This is a genomic window from Arthrobacter sp. KNU-44, assembly GCF_051843155.1.
Classification (GTDB): domain Bacteria; phylum Actinomycetota; class Actinomycetes; order Actinomycetales; family Micrococcaceae; genus Arthrobacter.
In genome coordinates this window covers 3,145,519-3,167,456 of the sequence record NZ_JBPXNG010000002.1, presented here as the reverse complement: position 1 = coordinate 3,167,456, position 21,938 = coordinate 3,145,519, and the positions used below count along the sequence as shown (strand labels likewise).

The following is a 21,938-nucleotide window of genomic DNA, read 5'->3' as shown; positions in this document are numbered from 1 at the left end:
CTTAGACCCTGCTGAGGCTGTCTTCGTCGTCGCCGCTCTTGTCGGAAACAGCGGCCTTCCCGGACACCGCAGCCTTAGCGGAAGCGAACTTCTCGTTCAGTCGGGAGTGGCGCTGCCCGTAGGCAAAGTAGATGGCAAGTCCGATTACCAGCCAGATGGCGAAGAAGATCCAGGTCTCCACGGCCAGGTTTGTCATCAGGTAGACGCACAGCACTGCCGAGACCACGGGAAGCACCTTGCCGAACGGAACCCGGAAAGCAGGCTTCAGATCCGGGCGCTTCTTGCGCAATACCAGGATGCCCAGGCTCACCATGACGAAGGCCGAGAGGGTACCGATGTTGATCATTTCTTCGAGAAGATCCACGTTGGTCAGACCGGCGACGATTGCCACGGCCGCGCCGCAGATGATCTGGAGGCGGACCGGCGTCGAACGCTTGTCGCTCGTCTTGGACAGCGCGCGGGGAAGCAGACCATCGCGGCTCATTGCGAGGACCACGCGGGCCAAGCCCATGAGCAGCACCATGATGACAGTGGTCAAACCGATCAGGGAGCCAAAGGCAATGACCTTGGCCGCGTCGGTGTTTCCGACCGCTTCGAAGGCCGTGGTCAGGGTGGGGTTCTTCGCTTGCGCCAGCTGTGTATAGGACACCATGCCGGTCAGGGCGAGGGAGACCAGGATGTAGAGCAACGTCACGACCGCCAGGCCGCCGAAGATTCCCCGGGGCAGGGTTTTCTGCGGGTTCTTGACCTCTTCCGCGGAAGTGGCGACAACGTCGAAGCCGATGAAGGCAAAGAACACCAAGGCTGCGCCGGCAAAGATGCCCAGCGTTCCGTATTGCGCCGGGACCGCACCAGTGAGGAAGCCGAAGAGGGACTGTTTCATGACATCCGCCCCGTCGGCGCCTCCGGTGGGCTGCGATGCCGGGACGAAGGGAGTGTAGTTGGAGAACTTCACGTAAGTGAAGCCGACAACAATCACGAACAGCACCACGGCGATCTTGATCAGCGTGAAGACGTTGCCCACGCGGGCGGACAGCTTGGTGCCGAGCACCAGGAGCACCGTGAAGATCGCGACAATCAGGAAAGCGCCCCAATAGAGATCCACACCGGCGATGTTCAAGGCCGGCGGCATATCCACGCCCATGAGCGCAAACACTTTGCTCAAGTAGATGCCCCAGTACTTGGCGATCACGGCAGCAGCGGTAAACAGTTCAAGGATGAGGTTCCAACCAATGATCCAGGCGAGGACTTCACCCATGGTGGCGTAGGTGAAGACGTAGGCGGACCCAGCGACCGGGATCGCAGTAGCGAATTCGGCGTAGCACATGATGGCCAAGGCACACGTGACGGCCGCGACGGCGAAGGAGATCGTCACGGCGGGGCCGGCAAAGTTCGCAGCCGCCTTGGCCCCGACTGAGAAGATCCCGGCGCCGACTGCAACGGCAACGCCCATGATCATCAGATCCCAGGTGCTGAGGGAACGCTTGAGCTTGCGTCCGGGCTCATCGGCGTCCGCAATGGACTGCTCGATCGATTTGGTCCGGAAGAGGTTCATAGAAGAGTCCACAATCTTGATGAGGCGGTAGAAACAGACTCATCAAGAGTAGTGTCCAGCCAATGGACCCCCACATTTGTCCCAAATCGTGAGACGCAAGCTCCGCCTATCTTCAGAGCTTGGGGACGTTCCAATCCATCAACGTGGAACGGATCAGGAAGCGTTTCCCCTCGGGCGATTCCACCGAGAAGCCACTCCCGCGGCCGTCCACTACGTCCACCGTCAGATGGGTGTGGGACCAGTAATTGAACTGCTCCCGGGACATCCAGAACTCCAAGGGCTGCGGCCTTTCGGGCTCGCCGATGTCGAAAAGTCCGAGGAGAACGTCCGAATCGCCGGTGATGAATTCGCCGGCGGGGTAACACATGGGTGAGGAACCGTCGCAGCAACCACCTGACTGGTGGAACATGAGCGGACCGTGCTGCTCCCACAACTTTCGGAGCAGTTCGATGGAAACGGCGGTGAGCGCCACCCGGGAAAAGTCTTCCCCGGGCAGCGTCACTGCGGCGTCAAGCCTGTTGTGGGGCATTAGAACCTCAGCACCACGCGGCCGTCGATCTTGGCGTGCTTCATTTCGTCAAGGACCGCGTTCACCTCGGACAGCTCCCTCGTGGACACGGTCGGGTGGATCTTGCCCTGCGCGTAAAAGTCCAGCGCTTCCTCCAGGTCCTGGCGCGTTCCCACGATCGAGCCACGAACGGTCAGGCCCTTGAGCACAATCTCGAAGATCGGCGCGGGGAAGTCTCCCGGCGGGAGTCCGTTGAAGACGATGGTCCCGCCACGGCGAGCCATGCCGATCGCCTGCCCGAACGCTGAAGGGTGCACCGCCGTGACCAGGACGCCGTGGCAGCCTCCGGTTTCCCGCTGGATGACTTCCGCCGGATCTTCGTGCAGCGCGTTGACCGTGAGCTCGGCGCCGTGCTTCTTGGCGAGGGCGAGCTTGTCGTCGGCGATGTCCACTGCGGCAACCCGCAGGCCCATGGCCACCGCGTACTGGACGGCGATGTGGCCCAGGCCGCCGATGCCGGAAATGGTGACCCACTGGCCGGGCTTGGCCTCCGTCATTTTCAATCCCTTGTAGACCGTGACTCCCGCGCACAGCACCGGGGCAACTTCCACAGGGTCCGAACCTGCCGGAATCCTCGCGGCGAACCGGCTGTCCACCAGCATGTACTCCCCGAAGGAGCCGTCGACGCTGTAACCGGCGTTCTTCTGGGCTTCGCACAGCGTTTCCCAGCCGGTCCGGCAGAACTGGCAGTCGCCACAGGCGGACCAAAGCCAGGCGTTGCCCACGAGGTCTCCGACGGCGAGGTCGGTGACGCCCTCGCCGAGGGCAACCACTTCACCCACGCCTTCGTGGCCGGGCACGAACGGCGGCGAGGGCTTGACCGGCCAGTCCCCCTCGGCGGCGTGCAGGTCCGTGTGGCACACGCCGCTGGTGATGACCTTAACCAACGCTTCTCCTCGACCAGGCGAGGGAAGGGGAAGGGATTGGATCTGGAGGTCTTTTCCGAATTCTGTTACTACGGCTGCTTGCATTGTCGTCGTCATTGGCGAAATCCTTGCGTCGTTAAAACTAGATGTGCGGTGCGGGTACTTCTTTCCTGAGGGGTGGCCAGTGTGGTTCGGCAGGGAGTGATCTGTGCTGAACACTCCCTGCCGGATCAAGTGCGGCTTAGAAGAAGCCGAGCTTGTTCTCGTTGTAGCTGACCAGGAGGTTCTTGGTCTGCTGGTAGTGGTCCAGCATCATGGCGTGGTTCTCGCGTCCGATGCCGGAGGACTTGTAGCCGCCGAACGCGGCGCCGGCCGGGTAGGCGTGGTAGTTGTTGACCCAGACACGGCCGGCTTGGATTTCCCGGCCTGCCCGGTAAGCGACGTTGCCGTTGCGGGACCAGACGCCGGCGCCGAGTCCGTAGAGGGTGTCGTTGGCGATGCCGATGGCGTCGTCGTAGTCGCTGAACTTCGTCACGGACACCACGGGGCCGAAGATCTCCTCCTGGAAGATCCGCATCCGGTTGTGGCCTTCGAAGATGGTCGGCTGGACGTAGTAGCCGCCGGCGAGGTCGCCGTCGAGCTGTGCGCGGGCGCCGCCGGTGAGGATCTTGGCGCCTTCCTGCTTTCCGATGTCGATATAGGAGAGGATCTTCTCCAGCTGGTCGTTGGAGGCCTGGGCACCGAGCTGGGTGTCGGTGTCCAGCGGGTTGCCTTGGATGATCTTGTTGGTCCGGACCACGGCGTCGGCCATGAAGGAGTCGTAGATGCCTTCCTGGACCAGGGCGCGGGAGGGGCAGGTGCAGACTTCGCCCTGGTTGAAGGCGAAGAGCGTGAAGCCTTCCTGGGCCTTGTCATAGAACGCATCGTTCTGCGCGGCGACGTCGTCGAAGAAGATATTCGGGCTCTTGCCGCCCAGCTCCAGGGTCACCGGGATCAGGTTCTGGGACGCGTACTGGCTGATCAGCCGGCCCGTGGTGGTCTCGCCGGTGAAGGCGATCTTGCGGATCCGCGGGCTGGACGCCAGCGGCTTGCCGGCCTCGACGCCGAAGCCGTTGACGACGTTCACGACGCCGGCGGGCAGCAGATCGGAGATCAGTTCCATCAGGACCAGGATCGAGGACGGGGTCTGTTCCGCGGGCTTGAGCACGACGGCGTTGCCCGCGGCCAGTGCCGGGGCGAGCTTCCACACGGCCATGAGGATCGGGAAGTTCCACGGGATGATTTGGCCCACGACGCCGAGCGGCTCGCGGAAATGGTACGCCGTGGTGTCCTCGTCGAGCTGCGACAAGTGGCCTTCCTGGGCGCGGATCGCGGAGGCGAAGTAGCGGAAATGGTCCGCCGCCAACGGAATGTCTGCGTTCAGGGTTTCCCGGATCGGTTTGCCGTTGTCCCAGCTCTCGGCGACGGCCAGCAGCTCGGTATTCTCGTCGATCCGGTCGGCGATCTTGTTCAGGATCGCGGCGCGTTCGGTCGCCGAGGTCTTGCCCCACGACGGTGCCACCTTGTGTGCTGCGTCCAGGGCCAGCTCGACGTCCTCGGCTGTGCCCCGGGCCACTTCGCAGAATGCCTTCCCGGTCACCGGGGTGATGTTCTCGAAGTACTGCCCCTTGACGGGGGCAACCCATTCGCCGCCGATCCAGTTCTCATAACGGTCCTTGAACGTGACCTTCGAACCCTCGGCACCCGGCTGTGCATAAACAGTCATCTGTAGCTCCTTTGCTGCGCATGATGGTGGCTTAGCTGTGCCATCAGCGTAGGAGCGGGGAGGTTGCAAGCAGGTTGCAACCCTGTGGTTCAGATCACTTCGGGGCGGTACTCACCTGTCGTAGAGGGGAAGCTAGAGACCCGCAGGGAAATCGTAGGAACCGGGAACCGGTGAGGGTGCGGCACCGTAGGAGAGCACTACCTCGTCGTGGGCCTTGAGAACTACGTCAGACACCGGCGCACTCTGCTTTGCTCCGTTCACGTACACGGTCCATCCACCGGTCCCGCCGTGCGGTGCTCCGCTGGCGTCCTTGCCGTCGAGAACTCCCCATTCGCTGAGCACCTGGCCCAGCGTGTACTTCAGGCCGGCCGTGGGCGCTTCGATGTGGATGACGCCGGACGTGTCGTGGGTGTGAAGCGCCGAGATTCCGTTGGGCTGCCCGTCCGCCCCGAAACTGAAGCCGATCTCAGCCGGGACCGTGACGGCTTTGCCATCAACAAGGACGTCCACATGGGCGTGATAGTGCTCGGCTGTGCCTTCGGCGGTCAGGATATCCAGGCCTGCGGCCTTGATTCTCTGTGCCCCAGCGGCTGGATCAAGTTCCCAACCGGCGGCGGCAGCCGTCGCGGCCGAAGCTGAAGGCGTTGCCGATGCGGGCGCTGTCTGGGCAGGTGCCCCGCAGGCTGTGGCTCCTGCAAGGAGTCCGGAAATGGTCAGGGCAACAGCGAGGCGTTTGTTCAACACGGAGGAAGCTTCTTTCGTTTGGCTCGGTTCTACGATACGGGCCGAAACTCCGTATTTCCCGAGTGCCACACGAGGGGACCGCGTCAGGCCGACAGTTCGCTTTCCAGGCGTTCAAGCTCGGCGACGACGGCGGCCCGCTTGGGCGAGCGCGGCGGCAGGAGCTTGAGGGCTGCAAGCCGGACGTCGACGTCGTTCTTCGCCTCGGGCAGGCCCGCATACTTGAGCAGCGCCTCGGCACTGCCGTCGTTGAGGACCGCCTCGCGCAAGAGCGCCGAGACCTTCTCGCGGAGCTCCACAATGCCGGGCGCTTCCGAATGCGGAAGGACGGCGCCTTTGTAGATCTCCAGCGCGATGCGGTGGGCGCCCCGTTGCAGGCAGGAGAGAACCTGAGCAGCATCCTGGCCGAGGTCGATCGGGAGCCGGTAGGGGCGGGATTCCGGGACCGCAGCGGGATCGATCTCGTGGAGTACCTTGCGCAGACGCACCATTTCGGCCCGAAGGGTGACAGTGAATCCATCGCCCGGATACAGGGCCAAGGCGAGCTCCTCGGCACTGAGCCCCTCGGGACGAGTACCCAGCAACGCCAGGATCTCGCTGTGTCTTGCGGAAAGCGGAATACTGCGCCCTCCTATGCTCAAGAGCGCCTGGTCTCTGCCCAATAGCTGGAGGCTGTTCCGGTACAGGCCCGTGCCCTGCGGCGAGCCACCAGCAGAAGACGAGTTTCGGCGTCGGGCTGGTGTTGAGCGCTTGGTCGCCGCGAGCTGTAGCCTTTCCACGCGCAATTGGGCCTGCGCTGCCGCCACGGTTGCTTCCACGAGGGAAAGCGTGTGGGGCGCGACGGCGGCTTCCGTGCCGGTGATGTCGACGACCCCAAGGAGGGCACCGGAGTCAGGGTCGTGGAAGGGCACCGCCGTGCAGCTCCACGGGTGGACGGAGCGTTTGTAGTGCTCGGCCCCGGAAATCTGGATGCCGCGGCCCAAGGCGAGCGCCGTGCCGGGCGCACTCGTACCGACCGCGGCTTCGGACCAGTCTGCACCGGCGACGAACATCATGCCTTCCGCGCGACGCCGCATCGCGGGATTTCCGTCCACCCACAGCAGTCGGCCGAGCTCGTCCCCCACGGCGACCAACAGCCCGCTCTCGTAGCTGGGCTGGATGAGGAGCTTCTGGATGACGGGCATGATCGTCGCCAGCGGGTGTTGCCGGCGGTATTCCTCAAGCTCGTCGAGATCCATGGCCACGGGAGCCTCGGGCTGGTCCGGGTTCGCCTTGAGCTGCGCGGATCGCTGCCAGGATTCCTTGATCAGGCGGCGCAAACCGGGAAGCTCCGTGGCCTCGGGAAGCCCAAAGCGCAACGTATCAATTTGCTCATGTCCAGCGCGGGCATGGCGCTGCAACAGCTCGGCGACATCATTGACCGAAGCTGCCGGATGGATCGGATTCTTCATCGAACTCCCAAAACCGGACGCAGCACAGTACAGGCCAGTCTAGTTGCGACGCGATGCTTTGTGTACCCGCTCACTCCGGGTGGAATTCGTAGGACTCTACCTCGCCCAACGCTTCGATCCGGGGTTCAGGCAGGCCGACTTCCGCGACGAGTTCCGCGAAACTGTGGCCACGGCTGAAGCGGTCAAATGTCGCCCTGTCCGGACAGGTGTCGTAGACCGAGATGCCACCTTCAGTGGATAGGCATACATGGATCTTCAGGGCCCCGGGTGGCAGGAGGCCCACCATGCGCTTGTGACCTTCCAGCAGTTGAGCGGGATCCCCGTCGAAATGGTAGACGCCCATGAACATTGCTTCTCTCCTGTCTTGCTTCAGCTTCAGTGCGGTGCCGCCAGTGCCCGCGCGAGTGCTTCAGGTTTGCGGTCCGCCCAGGGCGCGGCCTTCTCAAGCTGGCCCGCCAAGCGAAAGAGCGTGGCCTCGTCCCCGAAGCGTCCAAGGAAGGACATGCCCACCGGCAGGCCGGTCGAGTCGACTCCGAGTGGAACCGACATGGCCGGATTGCCCGAGATGTTCGCGTACTCGCCGTCGAACATGAGGAAGCGGCCGGCTTCGCGTTCCCCGCGCAATGGTTCTTCCTCGGTTCCTTGCAGCGTTTCCAGAGGCAACGGTGGCCAGCCGACGGTGGGTGTCATCCAGACGTCGAATCCCTCGAAGAATCCAGCCAGACGGCGGCTGAAGCGCTGCAATTCCTCCATGCCAAGCAGGTATTGCCCGCCTGTCACGGCCCGCGAGCGCTCGAAATCGGCTGCGGTGAACGGCTCGATCTCACCGGGTTCCGGCGGCCTGCCCATCCGCTGCGTCCAGTACGCCTCTATCCACGCGATCGCGCCTCCGTAGACAGCCCTGACTGCCCGGTGCCCGGCCCGCCCGAGGCTCTCGGGGTGCGCTTCTGTGACAGTGTGGCCCAGCCCGGCGAGCAATTCCACGGTTTCCTCGAAGACCCTCATGTAGTCCGGATGCACCTGTTGTCCCGAGTTGGGAGTCGCGGTTGCGGCGATGCGGAGCTTTCCAGGAGCAGTGCCGGCTTCAAGCAAAAAGGGCCGGGCTTGGGGCGGCGCCCAGTATGGATCACCGGGCGACGGACCTGCCGTCGCGTCGAGGAGTGCCGCCGAATCGCGCACGCTCCGCGTCAGCGCGTGTTCCACGGCGAAGCCCCCGGCCACGTCGCCATACTCTGGCCCCACGGGAACCCGACCGCGGGTCGGCTTGAACCCGAAAACCCCGCACCATGCAGCCGGGTAGCGCAGGGATCCGCCAAGGTCGTTCCCGTGCGCCATGGGGACCATTCCGGAGGCGACGGCGGCGGCGGACCCGCCGCTCGAGCCGCTCGTGGACAGCCCCAGGTTCCAAGGGTTTCGCGTGGCACCATGCAAGGCCGGCTCGCAATGCGGGCTGAGCCCGAATTCCGGGGTGTTTGTCTTCCCGAGGATGGAAAGTCCGGCTCGGCGGTACCGCCTCACAAGCTCCTGGTCCTGGCTTGAGACGTTGTCCTTCAACCAGCGGGAGCCTTCGGTGAAGGGCGCTCCGGCGATCTCCAGGGACAGGTCCTTCACCAGGAAGGGGACCCCGGGAAACTGCGCGTCGGGGGTCGGGTCTTCGGCTCCAGGTTCCAAGTGCGCGACGATGCAATGGAGGACCGGATCGATTTCCCGGATACGGTCGCGGCCGGCGTCGAGCAGTTCGCCCGGCGAAATCGCGCCGCTCCGCACCAGTTCTGCCTGCCCGACCGCGTCAGTCCAGCGGAGCCCCTCGTCCATGGCTCATTTTAGGACCGGAGGTCACAAGCCGCTAGGCGCACTGTCCCGAGCCATCAGCCATCAGCCGTTAGCCGCGCGAGATCTCGATCATGTCCTCGCGCGGAACCACCTTGATGCGTTCGCGTACGACGCCGGCGTCCGGGTTTTCGGCGGTCCATTCGGCGCCGAGGGCTACTTCGTGCGCATCGAGCTTGTTCCAGCCTTCCCACGTGGTGTACTCGATGCCCCGCTCCTCCAGGAGGTTAATGATGGCCTGCGGGTCCGGGTTTTCGGCCGGGGGCAGCGTGAGGCGGTCCTCCAGGAGGCAGCCGATGGTCTCCAGCGCGTCGCCCTTGGTGTGCCCGATCAGGCCGACAGGTCCGCGCTTGATCCAGCCCGTGGCGTAGATACCGGGTACCGGTTTGCCGTCGGCGCCCAGCACCCGTCCGCCGTCGTTCGGAATGACGCCGCGGCGGGCGTCGTACTCAAGTTCGTCCAGCGGGGAACCGTGGTAACCGATGGCGCGGTAGACGGCCTGGATCGGATAGTCCACGAACTCGCCGGTGCCCTTGACGTTGCCCGTGCCGTCCAGCTGCATGCGCTCGAACTTGATGCTGGAGACTTTCCCGGAGCCGTCCTCGGAAACGATCTCCACCGGGCTGTGCAGGAAATGCAGGTGCAGGCGGCGGGACGAGGGCTGCTCGGCTTCGGCATGTTCCTCGACGAGCCAGTTGGTCAGCGTGTTGACCATGGTCTTGATCTGGTTGTTGCTGCGGATGGCCTCATCTGAGGCTTCGTCAAACTCGAAGTCTTCCGGGTACAGCACAATGTCCACGTCGTTGGAGTGCGAGAGCTCGCGCAGTTCGAGCGGAGTGAACTTGATCTGGGCGGGGCCGCGGCGTCCGAAGACGTGGACGTCGGTGACCGGAGAGGCCTTGAGGGCGGCATAGACGTTGTCCGGGATTTCGGTCACCAGGAGGTCATCTGCGTGCTTGGAGAGCATGCGGGCCACGTCGAGCGCGACGTTGCCGTTGCCGATGACCGCTACTTCCTTGGCATCCAGCGGCCATTCACGGGGAACGTCGGGGTGTCCGTCGTACCAGGAGACGAAGTCGGCTCCGCCGAAGGAGCCCTCCAGCTCGATGCCTGGGATGTTCAGGTCCGCGTCCTTGATGGCGCCGGTAGAGAAGATCACCGCGTCGTAGAAGGAGCGGAAGTCATGCAGCGTGAGGTCGCGGCCGTACGTCACGTTGCCGAGGAAGCGGATGTCTCCGCGGTCCAGTACCTTGTGGAGCGCGTTGACAATGCCCTTGATGCGGGGGTGGTCCGGCGCCACGCCATAGCGGATCAGGCCGTACGGCGCGGGGTATGCCTCGAAAAGGTCAATGCTGACCTCGACGTCGCCGTCCTTGACCTCGTTCGATTTGGTCAGGATATCCGCGGCGTACACGCCGGCCGGTCCTGCGCCGACAATAGCGACGCGCAGTGGACGTTTGGAGGTGGTTTCGGCCGAGTTGGACACCGTGAACCCTTCTGAGACAGGAATCCGCCCCGCGTGGTGGGGCGCGCAGTTTCCAATTCTAGTTCTCACTTGTGGCCGGAGTGTCAGTACGTGGCGGGAGGTGACACAACCGGGCGAGGAAGCTCACACTAACTTTCCGGCCGTACGGTCAGGAATACCCTCGCAAAATGTGATGTTGTTGACTTTGTGTCTACGCCCGAGCAAACCGTGCCTGCCCAGTCCGCCAACACCGCGCCGAATGCTTCGGCTGCAGCTTCCGCCGCCGCTGCTATGGCAAAGAAAGAGACGACGGCGGGTGTCGTGTTCGGCATCGGGGCGTACGGTCTGTGGGGGCTGCTCCCGCTCTACTTCGTGGTGTTGCAACCCGCCGGAGCCGTGGAAATCGTCGCCAACCGAGTGGTGTGGTCGCTCATTTTCTGCGCCCTGCTCATCACCATCACCCGGACATGGCGCCTCCTCGGCAATGCCTTCAGGAACCGGGCCGTCCTTGGACCGCTCGCGATAGCCGCCGGGCTGATCGCCATCAACTGGCTGACCTACACCTTCGGTGTCACCACCGGGCACGCGGTCGAAGCTTCGCTCGGCTACTTCATCAACCCGCTCGTGTCTGTACTCCTCGGGGTGTTCGTCCTGAAGGAAACGCTTCGCCCGCTCCAGTGGGCCGCCGTCGTGATCGGCTTCATCGCCGTCGGCGTTTTGACGGTTTCCTATGGCAAGCTGCCGTGGATCGCTTTGGTCCTGGCGTTCAGCTTTGGACTCTACGGCTTCGTGAAGAAACGCGTAGGGCCAAAGGTCAACGCCATCACGAGCCTTACTGTGGAAACCGTGGTCCTCGCTCCGATCGCCGGCGCCACCATGATTGTCCTCGGCCTCACGGGTGCCGGGACTCTGGGCAGCAACGGCCCGGGCCACTTCTGGCTGCTGGCGGCTTCGGGCATCATCACCGCCGTGCCGCTCCTGTTCTTCGGTGCCTCCGCGCGCCGCTTGCCCATGACCACCATCGGCCTCCTGCAATACTTCGCGCCTGTCCTCCAGTTCGTCGTGGCTTTGGCGGTCCTCCACGAGACCATGACACCGGACCGCTGGGTGGGCTTCGGAATCGTGTGGCTGGCGCTGCTGCTCCTGACCCTCGACATGCTGCGTACGGCACGCAAGAACTCGGTCATCAGGAAAAGCGCACGGCTCAGCGCGGCCTAGCCCCCGGGGGCAGGCCTTCAAGTCCTCAAAACGGGAACGTAGTAGGTCTCAGGAGCAACCGGTATTCGGCCATCGGGAAACAGTGCGTCCGCCTGGGTGGCATATTTGCGGACGAGCCGATGCTTGGCGGGAATCCGGTCCTCCCAGAGCCACGATCCGAGGCCCTTTCGATCGAGAAAGGCCTCATCTGGTTGGAAGGTCTGGTCATAGGGGAAGTCGGAGTAATAGACGACATGGTTGGTGAAAGCTTCTCCGACCATCCGGGTAATGAGGTGGTCGACATGCCTTCCGACTCCGACTGGGCAGAACACCAAGTCAGCACTGTGCTGCTGGATCAAGCCCGCAACGCTGTCACGGAGCCGTGAGATAAGCGACGCATCACCACGCGAAATCCGTCCAAGGGCGATGTCGAACCGATAAGTGGGGTAGCGATGCACGAGTTCCGGCAACGCGCGTCCCAGGACCCCGCTGCGCACCATCTTTTCCTCCCGCTTCCGGAACAAGGCATCCGTGGCTCCGAGATGAATGGGCTGAACTCCCAAGTCGTTGAAGACCGCGGCATCTTCCCTTCGGCGGGCTTCAAAGAGATCGCCGGCGTCATGAGCTGAACACTGCCGCAGGAAAGATCGTGCAGCCCGTGTATAGGGGGCGGGCCCGGCTTCGGTGAAGAGCGTCGCCACCACAACTTTCCGGTTGTTCGCCGCAGATTCCATGAGGGCGCCGCAGGACAGGACGGCATCGTCCAAGTGCGGGGAAAGAAAGAGCCACGGATTATTGGTCGTCAAAGAGCCCTCGACGCGGGACAGCGATGCAACGGACATGATCTTGCTTCCTGTTCTAGGGTCGCAGGGCCGGGTTCAGTCTTCATCCCGCTCCTCAGTTGTCACCGAGGAAGCGGGCACGGCGTCCCCAGGGTCGAAAGCGCGGCGCGATATGCATCTATCTGGCGGCCGGCCAGCAGATCCCAGTCAAACGTTGACGCGAAGATCCGGCCTGCCGGACCGGCTTTGGCCAGCTCGGAGGCGGCACTGTACCGCTGGACGAGCTCGCGGGCTAGGGCCGCTACATCAAAGGGAGGGATGAGCCAGCCGCACCCTGCTGGCACCACTTCCCTCAGACCAGGTATGTCAAAAGCGATAACTGGCGTGCCAGCGGCCATGGCCTCTATCGCAACGAGTCCGAAGGTCTCCGCCCTCGACGGCATCACTGCCAATCTCGCCGAGCTCAGCAACTGAAACTTTTCCCGACCCGTGACCCAGCCCACAAGATGCACGCGCCCGGCCAGGTCCAGGGTGTCAATCTCTCGGCGTATCTTGTCCTCGTCCGGGCCCGATCCCGCTATGACAAGGTCACCGTCGACGTGCGGGGACGCCTCGGCCCAAGCCGCAAGGAGAAGATCGATGCCCTTTCCGAAAAGCTCCAGCCGTCCGATGCATACGATGTCGCGGCCAAGTTGCGGACGGACCTCGAACGCTTCGGCGTCAGCCCCATTGCCAATCACATCCACGTGCACATCAGGGTTGATCTCGGTCAGGCGGTCGGCTGTGTCTTGCGATACGGCGATCAGCCGTCGGTGTTGGCGCACACCTACCCGTTCAATCAGATGGAGCGGCAACCTATACTCCCGTGACTTTTCCTGTGCATGCAACCATTGCACGAGCCCGATCGTCGGTCGCTTCGTCCACAATGGTGCCGCCATCGTTGAGAATGGGGCAAAGAAATCCTCGACCACCAAATCTGCGGCTTGACCACGTTTCCGCGCCTCAAACGGAAGCCGGGCTATGTACCCGAGCAGCCTGGTCAGCCGGGACTTCCCTTGTCCGAAGCCGATTGGCACATAGTGGACTCCATCCTGGATACGATCCGCCCAACCGGGATAACGAGTCGTGAGGACGGTGACATCGTGACCTTGGAACGCCATTCTGCGGTTCATCTCGTGCGTGCGGACCGACCCGCCGCCGGCCCCAGGCATCATCGGGTCTTCAAACCCCAGATGGAGTACGTGCAAAGTCCCCGGTTCCTGTGGACCTACCCTTGGGGTGCTACCACCGGACATCGGCTGGATCCACCGCCCGGAAACGGGATGGGCCTGCAAGCAGGTCAGAGCCGCTGGCTGAACGCAACTCCGCATGGGTTGCACCCAGCCTTCTCATGACCGCCGACGCCTCAAACTCATCGCAACCTTTGAGCACTGCGGAAACAACCCCGTCGCGTTCAGCAATCTCATCCGTCGCCCGCAAAACGGCGGCCAGGTCAGTGCCCGCCGGGAGCTCGAAGCTCGCTAGTGTCGACATGTCGGAGCGATTGACGGCCCGCCGGGCGTCGCTATGCCCACGCTGCGTGCGTCCAACCTCATCAAAGAGTACGCCTGCGAGGAGGGCCGCGCTCCGGTCCCACGTGAAACAGCGCGCCCACTCCTGGCAGGCAGCGGAAATTCTACTTCTCGCCCCTGCGTCGGACAAAGCATCCAACCCGCCGATGAGGGCCGCCCCAAGTTCCTTTGGAGAATCAACGAGCCAACCGGTGCTGCCGTCAACCACCGAGTCGCGAATTCCCGGTACCCGCAGAGCCAGGCAGGGCACGCCCCAGGCTGCGGCCTCAATAACGGAACACCCCCACCCCTCGGCGGCAGAGGTGCACATCGTGAGCCAAGCGCGGTTGAGCAAAGTGTTTCGCACATGGTCAGGCACGTATCCATGAAAAGTAACGGTGGAATCAAGGCCCAGGTCCCTGGCGAGACTCTCCAGTCGTGTCCTCTCCGGACCATCACCTACTATCTCCAGCCGGAGACGCGGAACGGCGGTTGCGGCTATAGCAACCTGGCCGAGAAGCGTATCAATTCGTTTGTGCGGCACTAGACGACTCACAATGGTTATGGTCGGATCCGGATCACGAGGGCCAACGGTGTCCGGGACCTCAATAGTTCCATTGGGAACCACATGAATAGGCCCTTGAAACCCGAGACGACGCAGCTCCAACCGAGTAGATGGCGAAACCGCGGCGATGGCCCGGGGCCCGTAGACTGCCTTCGCCACTGTGCCTTCCAAATACCGTCCTAGCGCGGCCATGGGGGGTGAAAACCTCGTCCGGAACTGCTCTTGGTGGACGTGGTGAACCACTTGGACCACCGGAACGCCTCTTTGTACGAACAAAGGGGAGAAAAAAGGAATTCCGTTCTGGCAGTCAACTACGGCGTCGTAGGCGCCGCGTTGGCTTAAGAGCCTGAGCGCTGCCCGGGGATACAGTGCGAGCGTGCCCCCTCCCCGGATGATGTTGACACCGTCGATGGTGTCCTTTTCAGTCTGGGCTCCGTCCCGCCCCGTAAACCAGGTGACCTTAACTCCGGCGTCGACCCAACGTCTCGAAATCTCGTGCATATATTGTTCGGCTCCGCCCGCCTGGGAGTGGCGAATGTCCCGCCAGTTCAAAACCAGCAAATGCCTGCCGGAGAGGTGCAAGAGGGAGTTCACGCTGGAAAATGTCATGGCAACAACCGATTCATCTGCAGGACCGCGGCGAAACTAGAAATGCCGTCGCGGAGTGGGTGGAATGTAGACCCGGGTCCATCAGTCCAGGCCACCGGAATCTCTACGATTCGGTCGCCGTCGCGCTGGATCCGCTGTAGGAGTTCGACGTCGAAGGCGAAGCCCGAAGTGCGGCACCGCACCATTGCCCGAGTCAAAACATCCCGCTCGAAAAACTTGAATCCGCATTGTGTGTCGCTGATGCCCTGGACCATGGATTTGGTGAGAATGCGGAATGCCCCACCGCCAACCCGTCGGCCCAGCGGCTGTGAACGGACGAAAGTCGAGCCCGGGGCATGACGTGTCGCAATGACGGCTCCGACCCCTGCTTCCAGGTGTTCCATGGCGGCCGTTAACGTTTCAACCGGCGTGGCAAGATCTGCGTCAAAGAAGCCCGTGAACTTTGACGTACCGCTGAGCATCCCTCGTCGGACCGCGGCCCCCTTGCCTTGACAGGAGCAACCTAACAGAACTACCGGAACTGCACCGCCGCACTCCCGCGCGACTTGCCGGACAAGGAGCCCCGTGTCGTCGACGCTGCCGTTGTCCACGACCACGACTCGCGAACTCCAACGTTGGGACTCCAGGAATGCGACAGTTTGCCGAAGCGTGCGAGCGATCAGGTCCGCTTCGTTATAAGCCGGAATGACGACCTCCAGCTCGACCGGTGAACGCCGCAATCCCTCATTGGCGAGACTGGTGGGGCTTTGGGCCAAGGTCCCGTTTTGCGGAACGACTTCACTAAAGGAAATCACGTTCAGGCCTCCTACTAGCTTGGGGGTTTGATCACAAACCCTAGGGGAGCCCTGTTAGGGTGACACGAGTGCGAAACACTCGAAAGAGCAAGCCGTTCCTACCTTTTGTGGCGAGTGACCCTACTTGCCCCCGGTTGTGCCCTACTCCTGCCAAGGGTTAACTACGCGCCGGATCGCCCGCGCCACAACGGTTGCCGACACACGTACTACTCCGTCGCCGCCGTACTGAGATCGTCGACGCACTTCGGTCCAACTACCTTGAAGTGGGTCTGCGATCGCAACAGCTCAGGACACTTTCAACAAACGGTTGAGGCCCTCCGGGCACGGAGATATGCTGACCGGATGAGAACTACAGCGGGGAAGGCAGCTGTTCTTTCTGCAGTCGCCGTAGCAATCGTCCTGGGCGGGAGTATCGTCCAGGCGTCCCGCGGAACCGCCTCATCGTGCAGCGCCAATGGCAGTAGCGCGACACAAATCCGGCATGCAGACGGAGCCAATCCGGATGATTCAGTGGATGACTCCCTTCCGATCCAGCAGGCGATAGACGCTGCGGCACGCGCCGGAGGAGCGGTTGTGCAGTTACCTGCCGGCCGTTTCGATCTCGATCGTTCACTCGTATTGAAAAGCAACGTTGAATTGAAGGGCGCCGGACCATCGACAGTCCTAAAGGCCACTTCGAACTTCCTGGATTCCGAGGGCCCCCATGGAGGCCATCCGCTCATCACCACAGACGGAGCGACTAACGTCACAATCTCGCAATTGACTGCCGACCAGAGCGGCGACGTCCTGAACGGGGACACGGCTGGACGATTGAACGAGTATCTTGTTGATGTCCGGCATTCCTCAAATGCGCTTGTCGAAGGCGTTTCAACGACAAACCCTTTCACCTACTCAATAGCAGTTGTCGACAGCAGTAACTTTTGCGTCAGAAATAACACCACGGCTGTGACAACGAACGGAAGATACAACCAGTTGGATGGCATCCACATTACGGATTCACATTCGGGCGTCGTTGAGGGCAACCACGTGGATCAGGGCAAAGGGGCGGACGGAGACGACGGACTCGTGGCCCAGACAATCGGTGCGCCGGTTTACGACGTCCTGTATCGAAACAACGACGTTCGAGGCGGATCCCACGGTTCCGGGATGCAGATTGCCGTGGGAAACAACGAAGCGTTTAACATCACCGTGGCCAATAACCGCTTCTGGGGATCTCCGAACGGCATCCGTACCGGCTACTACGGTGGGAGTGCGGCCATCCACGACATAGTGATCTCAGGTAATACCTTCACGGACAACGCGGGTCCGTCGGTTTATTTCACCGGTCAGTTGACGAACATTCATGTCACGGGCAGCGCAATCTGCCGGAGCGGAGATGTCAAAGTGACGTCCGGGGAAGGCAACGACGTAAGCGACACGAAAAACACCTGCTAGCCGAGCAGCCTTTTTGGATAACGGGGTTACAACTGTCCTGAGCGAGGGTCAGTTTTGTCAGGCGCGGTTCCTGCCAATGGCCGCCGCTCAGTGGTTAGCAAGCCTCCGACCCCGAATATACTATCGGAAGAATCACCCGTCTGGCAGCTACCGCTCGGTGGCGTAGGTTCGGGTTGGTGTTCCAACGCCAGCGGCGGCCGCCTCCGCCAGGTCCGCCTCACTGACACGCCACAGCGTTGTTGATCCGTTTGTCGGCCCCTGGACGATGATCAAGGGCACCCCCTTCGCAGACAGCCACGAGATCATCGCCGGCTGCGCATAGCCGTATCCCTGACTTGTGGGGAGGGATTGGGTGAGGATGTAAGTGGCTCCGCTCTGTTCCATCAACGGCGCAGAAGGCCAGACGCCGAAACGCGGATCCTCCGCGAACATGAATTGCCCAGTACTGTTCGTAACGCTGACTCGTGCATCGGCCGGCAAGTTTCCCTGAATCCAATTCCGCACTTGGACATATCCGTTGTCCGCGGTGAATTCAGTTCGAATTCCGAGCACCATAGCCAGTCCGATCAGGACAATGGCGCCGGAAATGATTGTCCAACGGAATCGCGGACGTCTTTCCACGATTTCCGCGGCAAGGACGGTTCCGCTCAAGACGCCCGCGAGAACAACGCCGTATCCATACTGCTCCTCGAACGTCCCAAATACGGCACTGTACAAGCCGAACGCACCCCATGCCAGGCTGACAAGCCCGATCATGCGTCGATCGGCGCGGTGGCTAAAGCACACCAGGCAAGCGGCAATCGGACAAAGCGCCAGCAAAAGATAGCTCGAGCCAAAATGACCTGCTTGGTCGACCAACCGGGTTAGAAAATCAGGGGAACCCGCCGCAGTGAATCCCGTAGATTTCTCGACGCCGATCAGGCGTTGCACTCCGTTGGTTTTGGCCCACACCCATTCCGGGAACTGTCCTTGGATTGCAATGACTGTCAAGTACAGAATGTATGGCGCGGCCGTGGCGGCCACAACGATGACCGCGTCCCGAATACGAAGAGTACGTCGCCAGAAAGTACCTACGATCGTGGGTACGATCGTGCAGAGCGCAAAAACGTCCTTGGTGAGCACGCTATAGCCCAGAAGCAACCCGGCGAGTACCAGCTGCGGGACGGCAAGCTTATTCGCCCGCCGCTTCAATTGGGCCACCAGCAGCATCAGGCCGCCGAGGACTGCGGCCATCCCGAGAGTTTCAAGAAAGACGTGGCTGTTATTGCGTAACACGAAGGGCTCAAACGACAGCACTACTGCGGCTACCCAGGCAGCCGGCTTGTTTGCGACCCTTCGGACCACGAGGAATGCCAGTCCTACTGATGTCGACCCGATCACGGCATTAAGCCACCGGAGGTCAAGAACGACATCGACGATGCCACCTGAAATCCCGAACAAGTTGATGATGCCGCCCTCTACAAGGAAGAACCCTGGAGGATGGAGGAAGAAAGGGCCGTCCGGAAGATTGGGAAGCTGCCCTGCGCTGACAGATTGGCCCAGTTTGGCATAGAGCATTTCGTCAACCCAAAGCTCGAACCCCTGTAGCAATCCGACGCAGCGGATACCTAACGCCATGCCCGAGATCAAGACAAAGGCCGCCAGAGTCCTCGCTGAATGGGCCGTAATGGGAAGTACCCGTCCGCTCACGCGATGTTTGGACGATTTTTCAGTCGCGACGGCGGTGGGATCCGGCTGTATTTGCGTATCATCCCGAGACCCCGAAAACCAGAATTTACGTAGCATCGCTTTCACGTCTGCCGACCCTGATGCACGAAGCACCATCAAGCGACGGAAGCGCCTGATCCACTTTGAGTTGACGGGCCTCCTCCCTCGCTGGCGAGCCAGGACAGCTAGGCCAATTCCGAGTACAACTAGCAGCCAGAGAGCGGGTTGAAGACTGACCAATGACAACAGGACAATGAGCGCTACGGCCGCCGCAATTCCTCGAACCGTGTCGGTCGCGGTGCCAGGCGGCAACAGGGGATAAGAGATTGCCGCCAGCACGGCTGCGGCCAGCATGGATCCCAGAGCACAGCCAATTGCCAAGCCGTCTACTCCGTTGAGTTGCCATCCTGCGAAAAGCCCTCCGGGCACCAGGATGCAGGCGACGCCTAGACCCAGCTGGCAGCGCCGGTAGGCACGCAAAGCAAGCAGAACCGTAGCAAGCACCGTCAGTGTCGCATAGCTGAGGCCTGAGACCGCCAGCCACGGCAATAGCGAAAGCGCCACATGGTAGCGCTCAGGCAAGATCAGTGACGCCAGCCCCCTTGGCACCGTCGCGATCACGGCAAACGCCACGAGGGCGAGTTGACCGAATGAACGCAATGAAGCGCTCAAAACATTATTGAGTTGGGCCCCCGGGGTACGCAACAAAGGGAATGCTACCAATACGGTGCCGGCAGCAACATATACGGGCCCCTTGGCGATAGTGGCCAGCGCCTGGAAACCCGAAGAGGCGTCGGAACCTCCGTCCAGAAACGCGATCACAACTACGTCTGCTCCCACGAGCACCGAAACAACGCACAACGTCAGCGCGATATCGCCGGTTTCGACCCAGCGCCACTTTTGCCGCAGAACATGGGGACGCCAAGTCAGGTCCCGGTAGAAGGAGAAAGGAACTGCAAGCAGCGCAAGCGCACCGATGACGAAGCCTAGAATCGCGCCGTCAGGCCCCCAGATCAGAATAATGGCGAGGATGCTGAACAAGAGGCGTAGGACGACTTCGCCAATAGACGTTAAGGCGTAGCGCATGAACCGGAGCTCACCTTGCAGCCATCCGGACGGCGCCGCGACCAGGAACAGCGCCAGGGCTGCGACAGCCACTGCCGCGGCCATCGTGGGAGGAGCAAAGGCAAGCGTCACCCCACCTGCAACCAAGGCGGCAAGAATTCCGGCCAGCAGGGAGACTTGCGCTGCGAATGCAATGCCGTCACGTCGAGGCTCTGATCCGGTCGAATGCATCGCGACTGCATGAGACAACGGCAAGGGCACCAGGGCCGAAGCGACGATCCCAACGATGCCAAGCATCATCTGCCCTGCAGCGAATTGGCTGTACCTCCCGGAATCCAGGGCATTCGCCATCAAGAGGTTGCAACCGTAGCTCAGCAGGCCGACTACCCCGGCCGAAATAGACAACAGACCGTTGTGTTCGGCAACTTTCAAATGTCCGGTAGGTGCCGCGAGCTCGGAGCTGACCGAGCCAAGAGGCAGTATTTGCGGGACAGTCGAGCGCGTCGTCATGGATTGCCCCTGGAAGCGATCCCGGTCGGGACTCCGGTCGCGAGGATGTTCGGGACCATGACGGACCTCCTTCGACTTTTGGGGAGACTCGTTGTCAAACTTACGGCGGCGCTGTCAGTGGTGACGCGAGTGCTCCTCACCCGTAACTAGGCCTTGGAGGGCTGCTCTTGCAAGTCGGACTACCTGTTTTATGCTGCCTCCACTCGAAAAGCAGCTCGAACACTTGGTTCGCACGCGGGCACTTACTCGCTTTTCACGCGTATCTACCCGCTTTTTTTATTCCCGAAGGCCAAAGGCGGGGGCGCCGTTTGGCAGCGATATCCTCGATCCAACCGACCAGGGGTATCAGCAGCAGCAGAACCATCCACACCGCGAGGTATTCAGAAATCTGGCTATCCAAAAGCCAACCTGCTGAATTGCTCAAGAATGGAATGTCCCATAGCAGGTTGCTCACATACACCGCTGCCATCAGTGCCAGACTGTGCCACAGGTAAATGGTGACCGCGCGGTTGTTGATCAGGATTAGTGGTCTATCCAACTTATGTAGTCGTTTTGGGAGGGTATTCCAAGACGGAGAAAAGCCCATCAGAAGGACGCAGGAACCGAATGACCACGTGGCCTGGGCGAACGGAATCGTACCAAGGTCCCACCCACCGTCGCCAAGGTGGGTTGCGGCCCACAGCAGGCCCACGATCATGAGCAGGAGCCCGCCGGAAAGCTTCAGCCGGGGAGAAAGCTTTCGAAGGAGGCCACCGTAGTGCGCGAACCCAAGGATCCAGCAGGATCCGAAGACGACGAAGTCGGTCACTGCAGGGGCGGCCAACCCCTGAACTTCCACTAACCCGGTGCCAAATACGAACGCTAGGCAGAGCGGCGCGAAAAGGGTTCCCAAGGGCCAGCGTCTAAACGCCGCCAGGATCATAGGAGAGAAGAGGACAAAGAGGAGGTAGGCGCGGACATACCACAGGATGTCCGCTGCCAAGGGCCACGCCGAGACGGCAAAGCCGGCGTCCGTTACAGCGCTACCAGGGAACGGTGGATCGATGATCGGAAACACCCACAGTAGCAAGCGAAGCCACCAGCCGGAATCTCCTGGTTCAGGCCGCCATCCTTCAAGGAGCAAAGCAGCCACGACCGTCAAGCTGTAAGCCCATAGCGGGAACAGGAGACGCCGTGCCCGACTCTTTAATACTGATGCAGCAGGGCGCTCGAGCGATCGGGCGATTAAGGAGCCGGCGAGCGCAAACATCACTCCCATTGAGGGGAATGCAACGGTAAGCCAGACCGCCGTATCAAAAGTGTGAAGCGTAACGATCCGGATCAACGCGATGGCACGCAGAAAGTCGAAATATCGGTCCCGAAAAAGTGCGGGCCTTTCAGCGGTGGCTGAATCCGAAGCTCCCATGTCTGGAGGTTCAGCGGCTCCCGCAGCTGACGGGGCGGTCATCGGGCGATCCTGTGCATCAATGACTCCATCATCGTGG

At 61.8% G+C, this 21,938-nt stretch carries 17 protein-coding genes; 2 read left to right on the top strand and 15 right to left on the bottom strand.

Translation table 11 applies throughout. The annotated features are described in order from the left end of the window. Position 1 precedes the first annotated feature (1 nt). The 9 genes from ACSVHC_RS15835 to ACSVHC_RS15795 form a co-directional block, all read right to left on the bottom strand. Positions 2-1,555, bottom strand: a complete 1,554-nt coding sequence (locus tag ACSVHC_RS15835; RefSeq protein WP_437771132.1) for an amino acid permease — start codon at positions 1,553-1,555, stop codon at positions 2-4. A 112-nt stretch (positions 1,556-1,667) separates the two neighbouring features. Next, the gene (locus ACSVHC_RS15830; RefSeq protein WP_437771133.1) at positions 1,668-2,084 is read right to left on the bottom strand and encodes a DUF779 domain-containing protein; all 417 of its coding nucleotides are present in this window, start codon (positions 2,082-2,084) and stop codon (positions 1,668-1,670) included. Then, positions 2,084-3,106, bottom strand: coding sequence for an alcohol dehydrogenase AdhP (gene adhP, locus ACSVHC_RS15825; protein WP_437771134.1), 1,023 nt, complete (start codon positions 3,104-3,106; stop codon positions 2,084-2,086). The genes ACSVHC_RS15830 and adhP overlap by 1 nt, the downstream gene beginning before the upstream one ends. Positions 3,107-3,230: 124 nt before the next feature. Continuing rightward, positions 3,231-4,754 (bottom strand): acetaldehyde dehydrogenase ExaC, encoded by a 1,524-nt coding sequence (gene exaC, locus ACSVHC_RS15820; RefSeq protein WP_437771135.1) that lies wholly within the window; start codon positions 4,752-4,754, stop codon positions 3,231-3,233. Between the two features lie 132 nt (positions 4,755-4,886). Continuing rightward, positions 4,887-5,498 carry a hypothetical protein gene (locus tag ACSVHC_RS15815; protein WP_437771136.1) on the bottom strand — a complete coding sequence of 204 codons (612 nt, stop codon included), beginning with the start codon at positions 5,496-5,498 and terminating at the stop codon, positions 4,887-4,889. Positions 5,499-5,581: 83 nt separating this feature from the next. Beyond that, complete coding sequence (locus tag ACSVHC_RS15810) at positions 5,582-6,946, bottom strand: GAF domain-containing protein (protein ID WP_437771137.1); 1,365 nt, start codon at positions 6,944-6,946, stop codon at positions 5,582-5,584. Between the two features lie 70 nt (positions 6,947-7,016). After that, positions 7,017-7,295, bottom strand: coding sequence for a hypothetical protein (locus ACSVHC_RS15805; RefSeq protein WP_366176300.1), 279 nt, complete (start codon positions 7,293-7,295; stop codon positions 7,017-7,019). A 26-nt stretch (positions 7,296-7,321) separates the two neighbouring features. Further along, a complete protein-coding gene (locus ACSVHC_RS15800) occupies positions 7,322-8,761 on the bottom strand; it encodes an amidase (RefSeq protein ID WP_439181116.1) in 1,440 nt (479 codons plus the stop codon). Between the two features lie 67 nt (positions 8,762-8,828). Beyond that, positions 8,829-10,262, bottom strand: a complete 1,434-nt coding sequence (locus tag ACSVHC_RS15795; RefSeq protein ID WP_437771139.1) for an FAD-dependent oxidoreductase — start codon at positions 10,260-10,262, stop codon at positions 8,829-8,831. Positions 10,263-10,532: 270 nt separating this feature from the next. Between ACSVHC_RS15795 and rarD the strand changes: the two genes are divergently transcribed. Further along, on the top strand, positions 10,533-11,459 hold the full coding sequence (gene rarD, locus ACSVHC_RS15790; protein WP_437774083.1) for an EamA family transporter RarD: 927 nt from the start codon (positions 10,533-10,535) through the stop codon (positions 11,457-11,459). 17 nt (positions 11,460-11,476) lie between these two features. Here rarD and ACSVHC_RS15785 read toward each other — a convergent pair whose 3' ends face one another. The 4 genes from ACSVHC_RS15785 to ACSVHC_RS15770 all read right to left on the bottom strand — a co-directional run bounded on the left by ACSVHC_RS15785 (position 11,477) and on the right by ACSVHC_RS15770 (position 15,699). After that, entirely contained in the window at positions 11,477-12,280 is an 804-nt protein-coding gene (locus ACSVHC_RS15785) for a PIG-L deacetylase family protein (protein ID WP_437771140.1), read from the bottom strand. Positions 12,281-12,342: 62 nt separating this feature from the next. Further along, positions 12,343-13,431: a glycosyltransferase family 4 protein gene (locus ACSVHC_RS15780; RefSeq protein WP_439181396.1), complete on the bottom strand. Its 1,089-nt coding sequence runs from the start codon at positions 13,429-13,431 to the stop codon at positions 12,343-12,345. 70 nt (positions 13,432-13,501) lie between these two features. Next, entirely contained in the window at positions 13,502-14,944 is a 1,443-nt protein-coding gene (locus ACSVHC_RS15775) for a glycosyltransferase family 4 protein (RefSeq protein ID WP_437771142.1), read from the bottom strand. Beyond that, on the bottom strand, positions 14,941-15,699 hold the full coding sequence (locus tag ACSVHC_RS15770) for a glycosyltransferase (protein WP_439181115.1): 759 nt from the start codon (positions 15,697-15,699) through the stop codon (positions 14,941-14,943). The genes ACSVHC_RS15775 and ACSVHC_RS15770 overlap by 4 nt, the downstream gene beginning before the upstream one ends. A 381-nt stretch (positions 15,700-16,080) precedes the next feature. On the opposite strand from ACSVHC_RS15770, the gene ACSVHC_RS15765 reads away from it, so the two are divergent. Next, positions 16,081-17,172, top strand: coding sequence for a glycosyl hydrolase family 28-related protein (locus tag ACSVHC_RS15765; protein ID WP_439181114.1), 1,092 nt, complete (start codon positions 16,081-16,083; stop codon positions 17,170-17,172). A gap of 147 nt (positions 17,173-17,319) precedes the next feature. Here ACSVHC_RS15765 and ACSVHC_RS15760 read toward each other — a convergent pair whose 3' ends face one another. Together ACSVHC_RS15760 and ACSVHC_RS15755 are read right to left on the bottom strand one after the other, a co-directional pair. Beyond that, on the bottom strand, positions 17,320-20,454 hold the full coding sequence (locus ACSVHC_RS15760; RefSeq protein WP_437771145.1) for a hypothetical protein: 3,135 nt from the start codon (positions 20,452-20,454) through the stop codon (positions 17,320-17,322). A 253-nt stretch (positions 20,455-20,707) separates the two neighbouring features. Beyond that, entirely contained in the window at positions 20,708-21,901 is a 1,194-nt protein-coding gene (locus tag ACSVHC_RS15755; protein WP_439181113.1) for an acyltransferase family protein, read from the bottom strand. Positions 21,902-21,938: the final 37 nt, after the last annotated feature.

Coding starts and splice junctions, on each gene's coding strand:
- ACSVHC_RS15835 (WP_437771132.1), bottom strand. CDS start 1,555: ATGAACCTCTTCCGGACCAAATCGATCGAGCAGTCCATTGCGGACGCC.
- exaC (WP_437771135.1), bottom strand. CDS start 4,754: ATGACTGTTTATGCACAGCCGGGTGCCGAGGGTTCGAAGGTCACGTTC.
- ACSVHC_RS15760 (WP_437771145.1), bottom strand. CDS start 20,454: ATGACGACGCGCTCGACTGTCCCGCAAATACTGCCTCTTGGCTCGGTC.
- ACSVHC_RS15830 (WP_437771133.1), bottom strand. CDS start 2,084: ATGCCCCACAACAGGCTTGACGCCGCAGTGACGCTGCCCGGGGAAGAC.
- ACSVHC_RS15805 (WP_366176300.1), bottom strand. CDS start 7,295: ATGTTCATGGGCGTCTACCATTTCGACGGGGATCCCGCTCAACTGCTG.
- ACSVHC_RS15810 (WP_437771137.1), bottom strand. CDS start 6,946: ATGAAGAATCCGATCCATCCGGCAGCTTCGGTCAATGATGTCGCCGAG.
- ACSVHC_RS15765 (WP_439181114.1), top strand. CDS start 16,081: ATGAGAACTACAGCGGGGAAGGCAGCTGTTCTTTCTGCAGTCGCCGTA.
- ACSVHC_RS15755 (WP_439181113.1), bottom strand. CDS start 21,901: ATGACCGCCCCGTCAGCTGCGGGAGCCGCTGAACCTCCAGACATGGGA.
- adhP (WP_437771134.1), bottom strand. CDS start 3,106: ATGACGACGACAATGCAAGCAGCCGTAGTAACAGAATTCGGAAAAGAC.
- ACSVHC_RS15775 (WP_437771142.1), bottom strand. CDS start 14,944: ATGACATTTTCCAGCGTGAACTCCCTCTTGCACCTCTCCGGCAGGCAT.
- ACSVHC_RS15785 (WP_437771140.1), bottom strand. CDS start 12,280: ATGTCCGTTGCATCGCTGTCCCGCGTCGAGGGCTCTTTGACGACCAAT.
- rarD (WP_437774083.1), top strand. CDS start 10,533: ATGGCAAAGAAAGAGACGACGGCGGGTGTCGTGTTCGGCATCGGGGCG.
- ACSVHC_RS15780 (WP_439181396.1), bottom strand. CDS start 13,431: ATGCCTGGGGCCGGCGGCGGGTCGGTCCGCACGCACGAGATGAACCGC.
- ACSVHC_RS15800 (WP_439181116.1), bottom strand. CDS start 8,761: ATGGACGAGGGGCTCCGCTGGACTGACGCGGTCGGGCAGGCAGAACTG.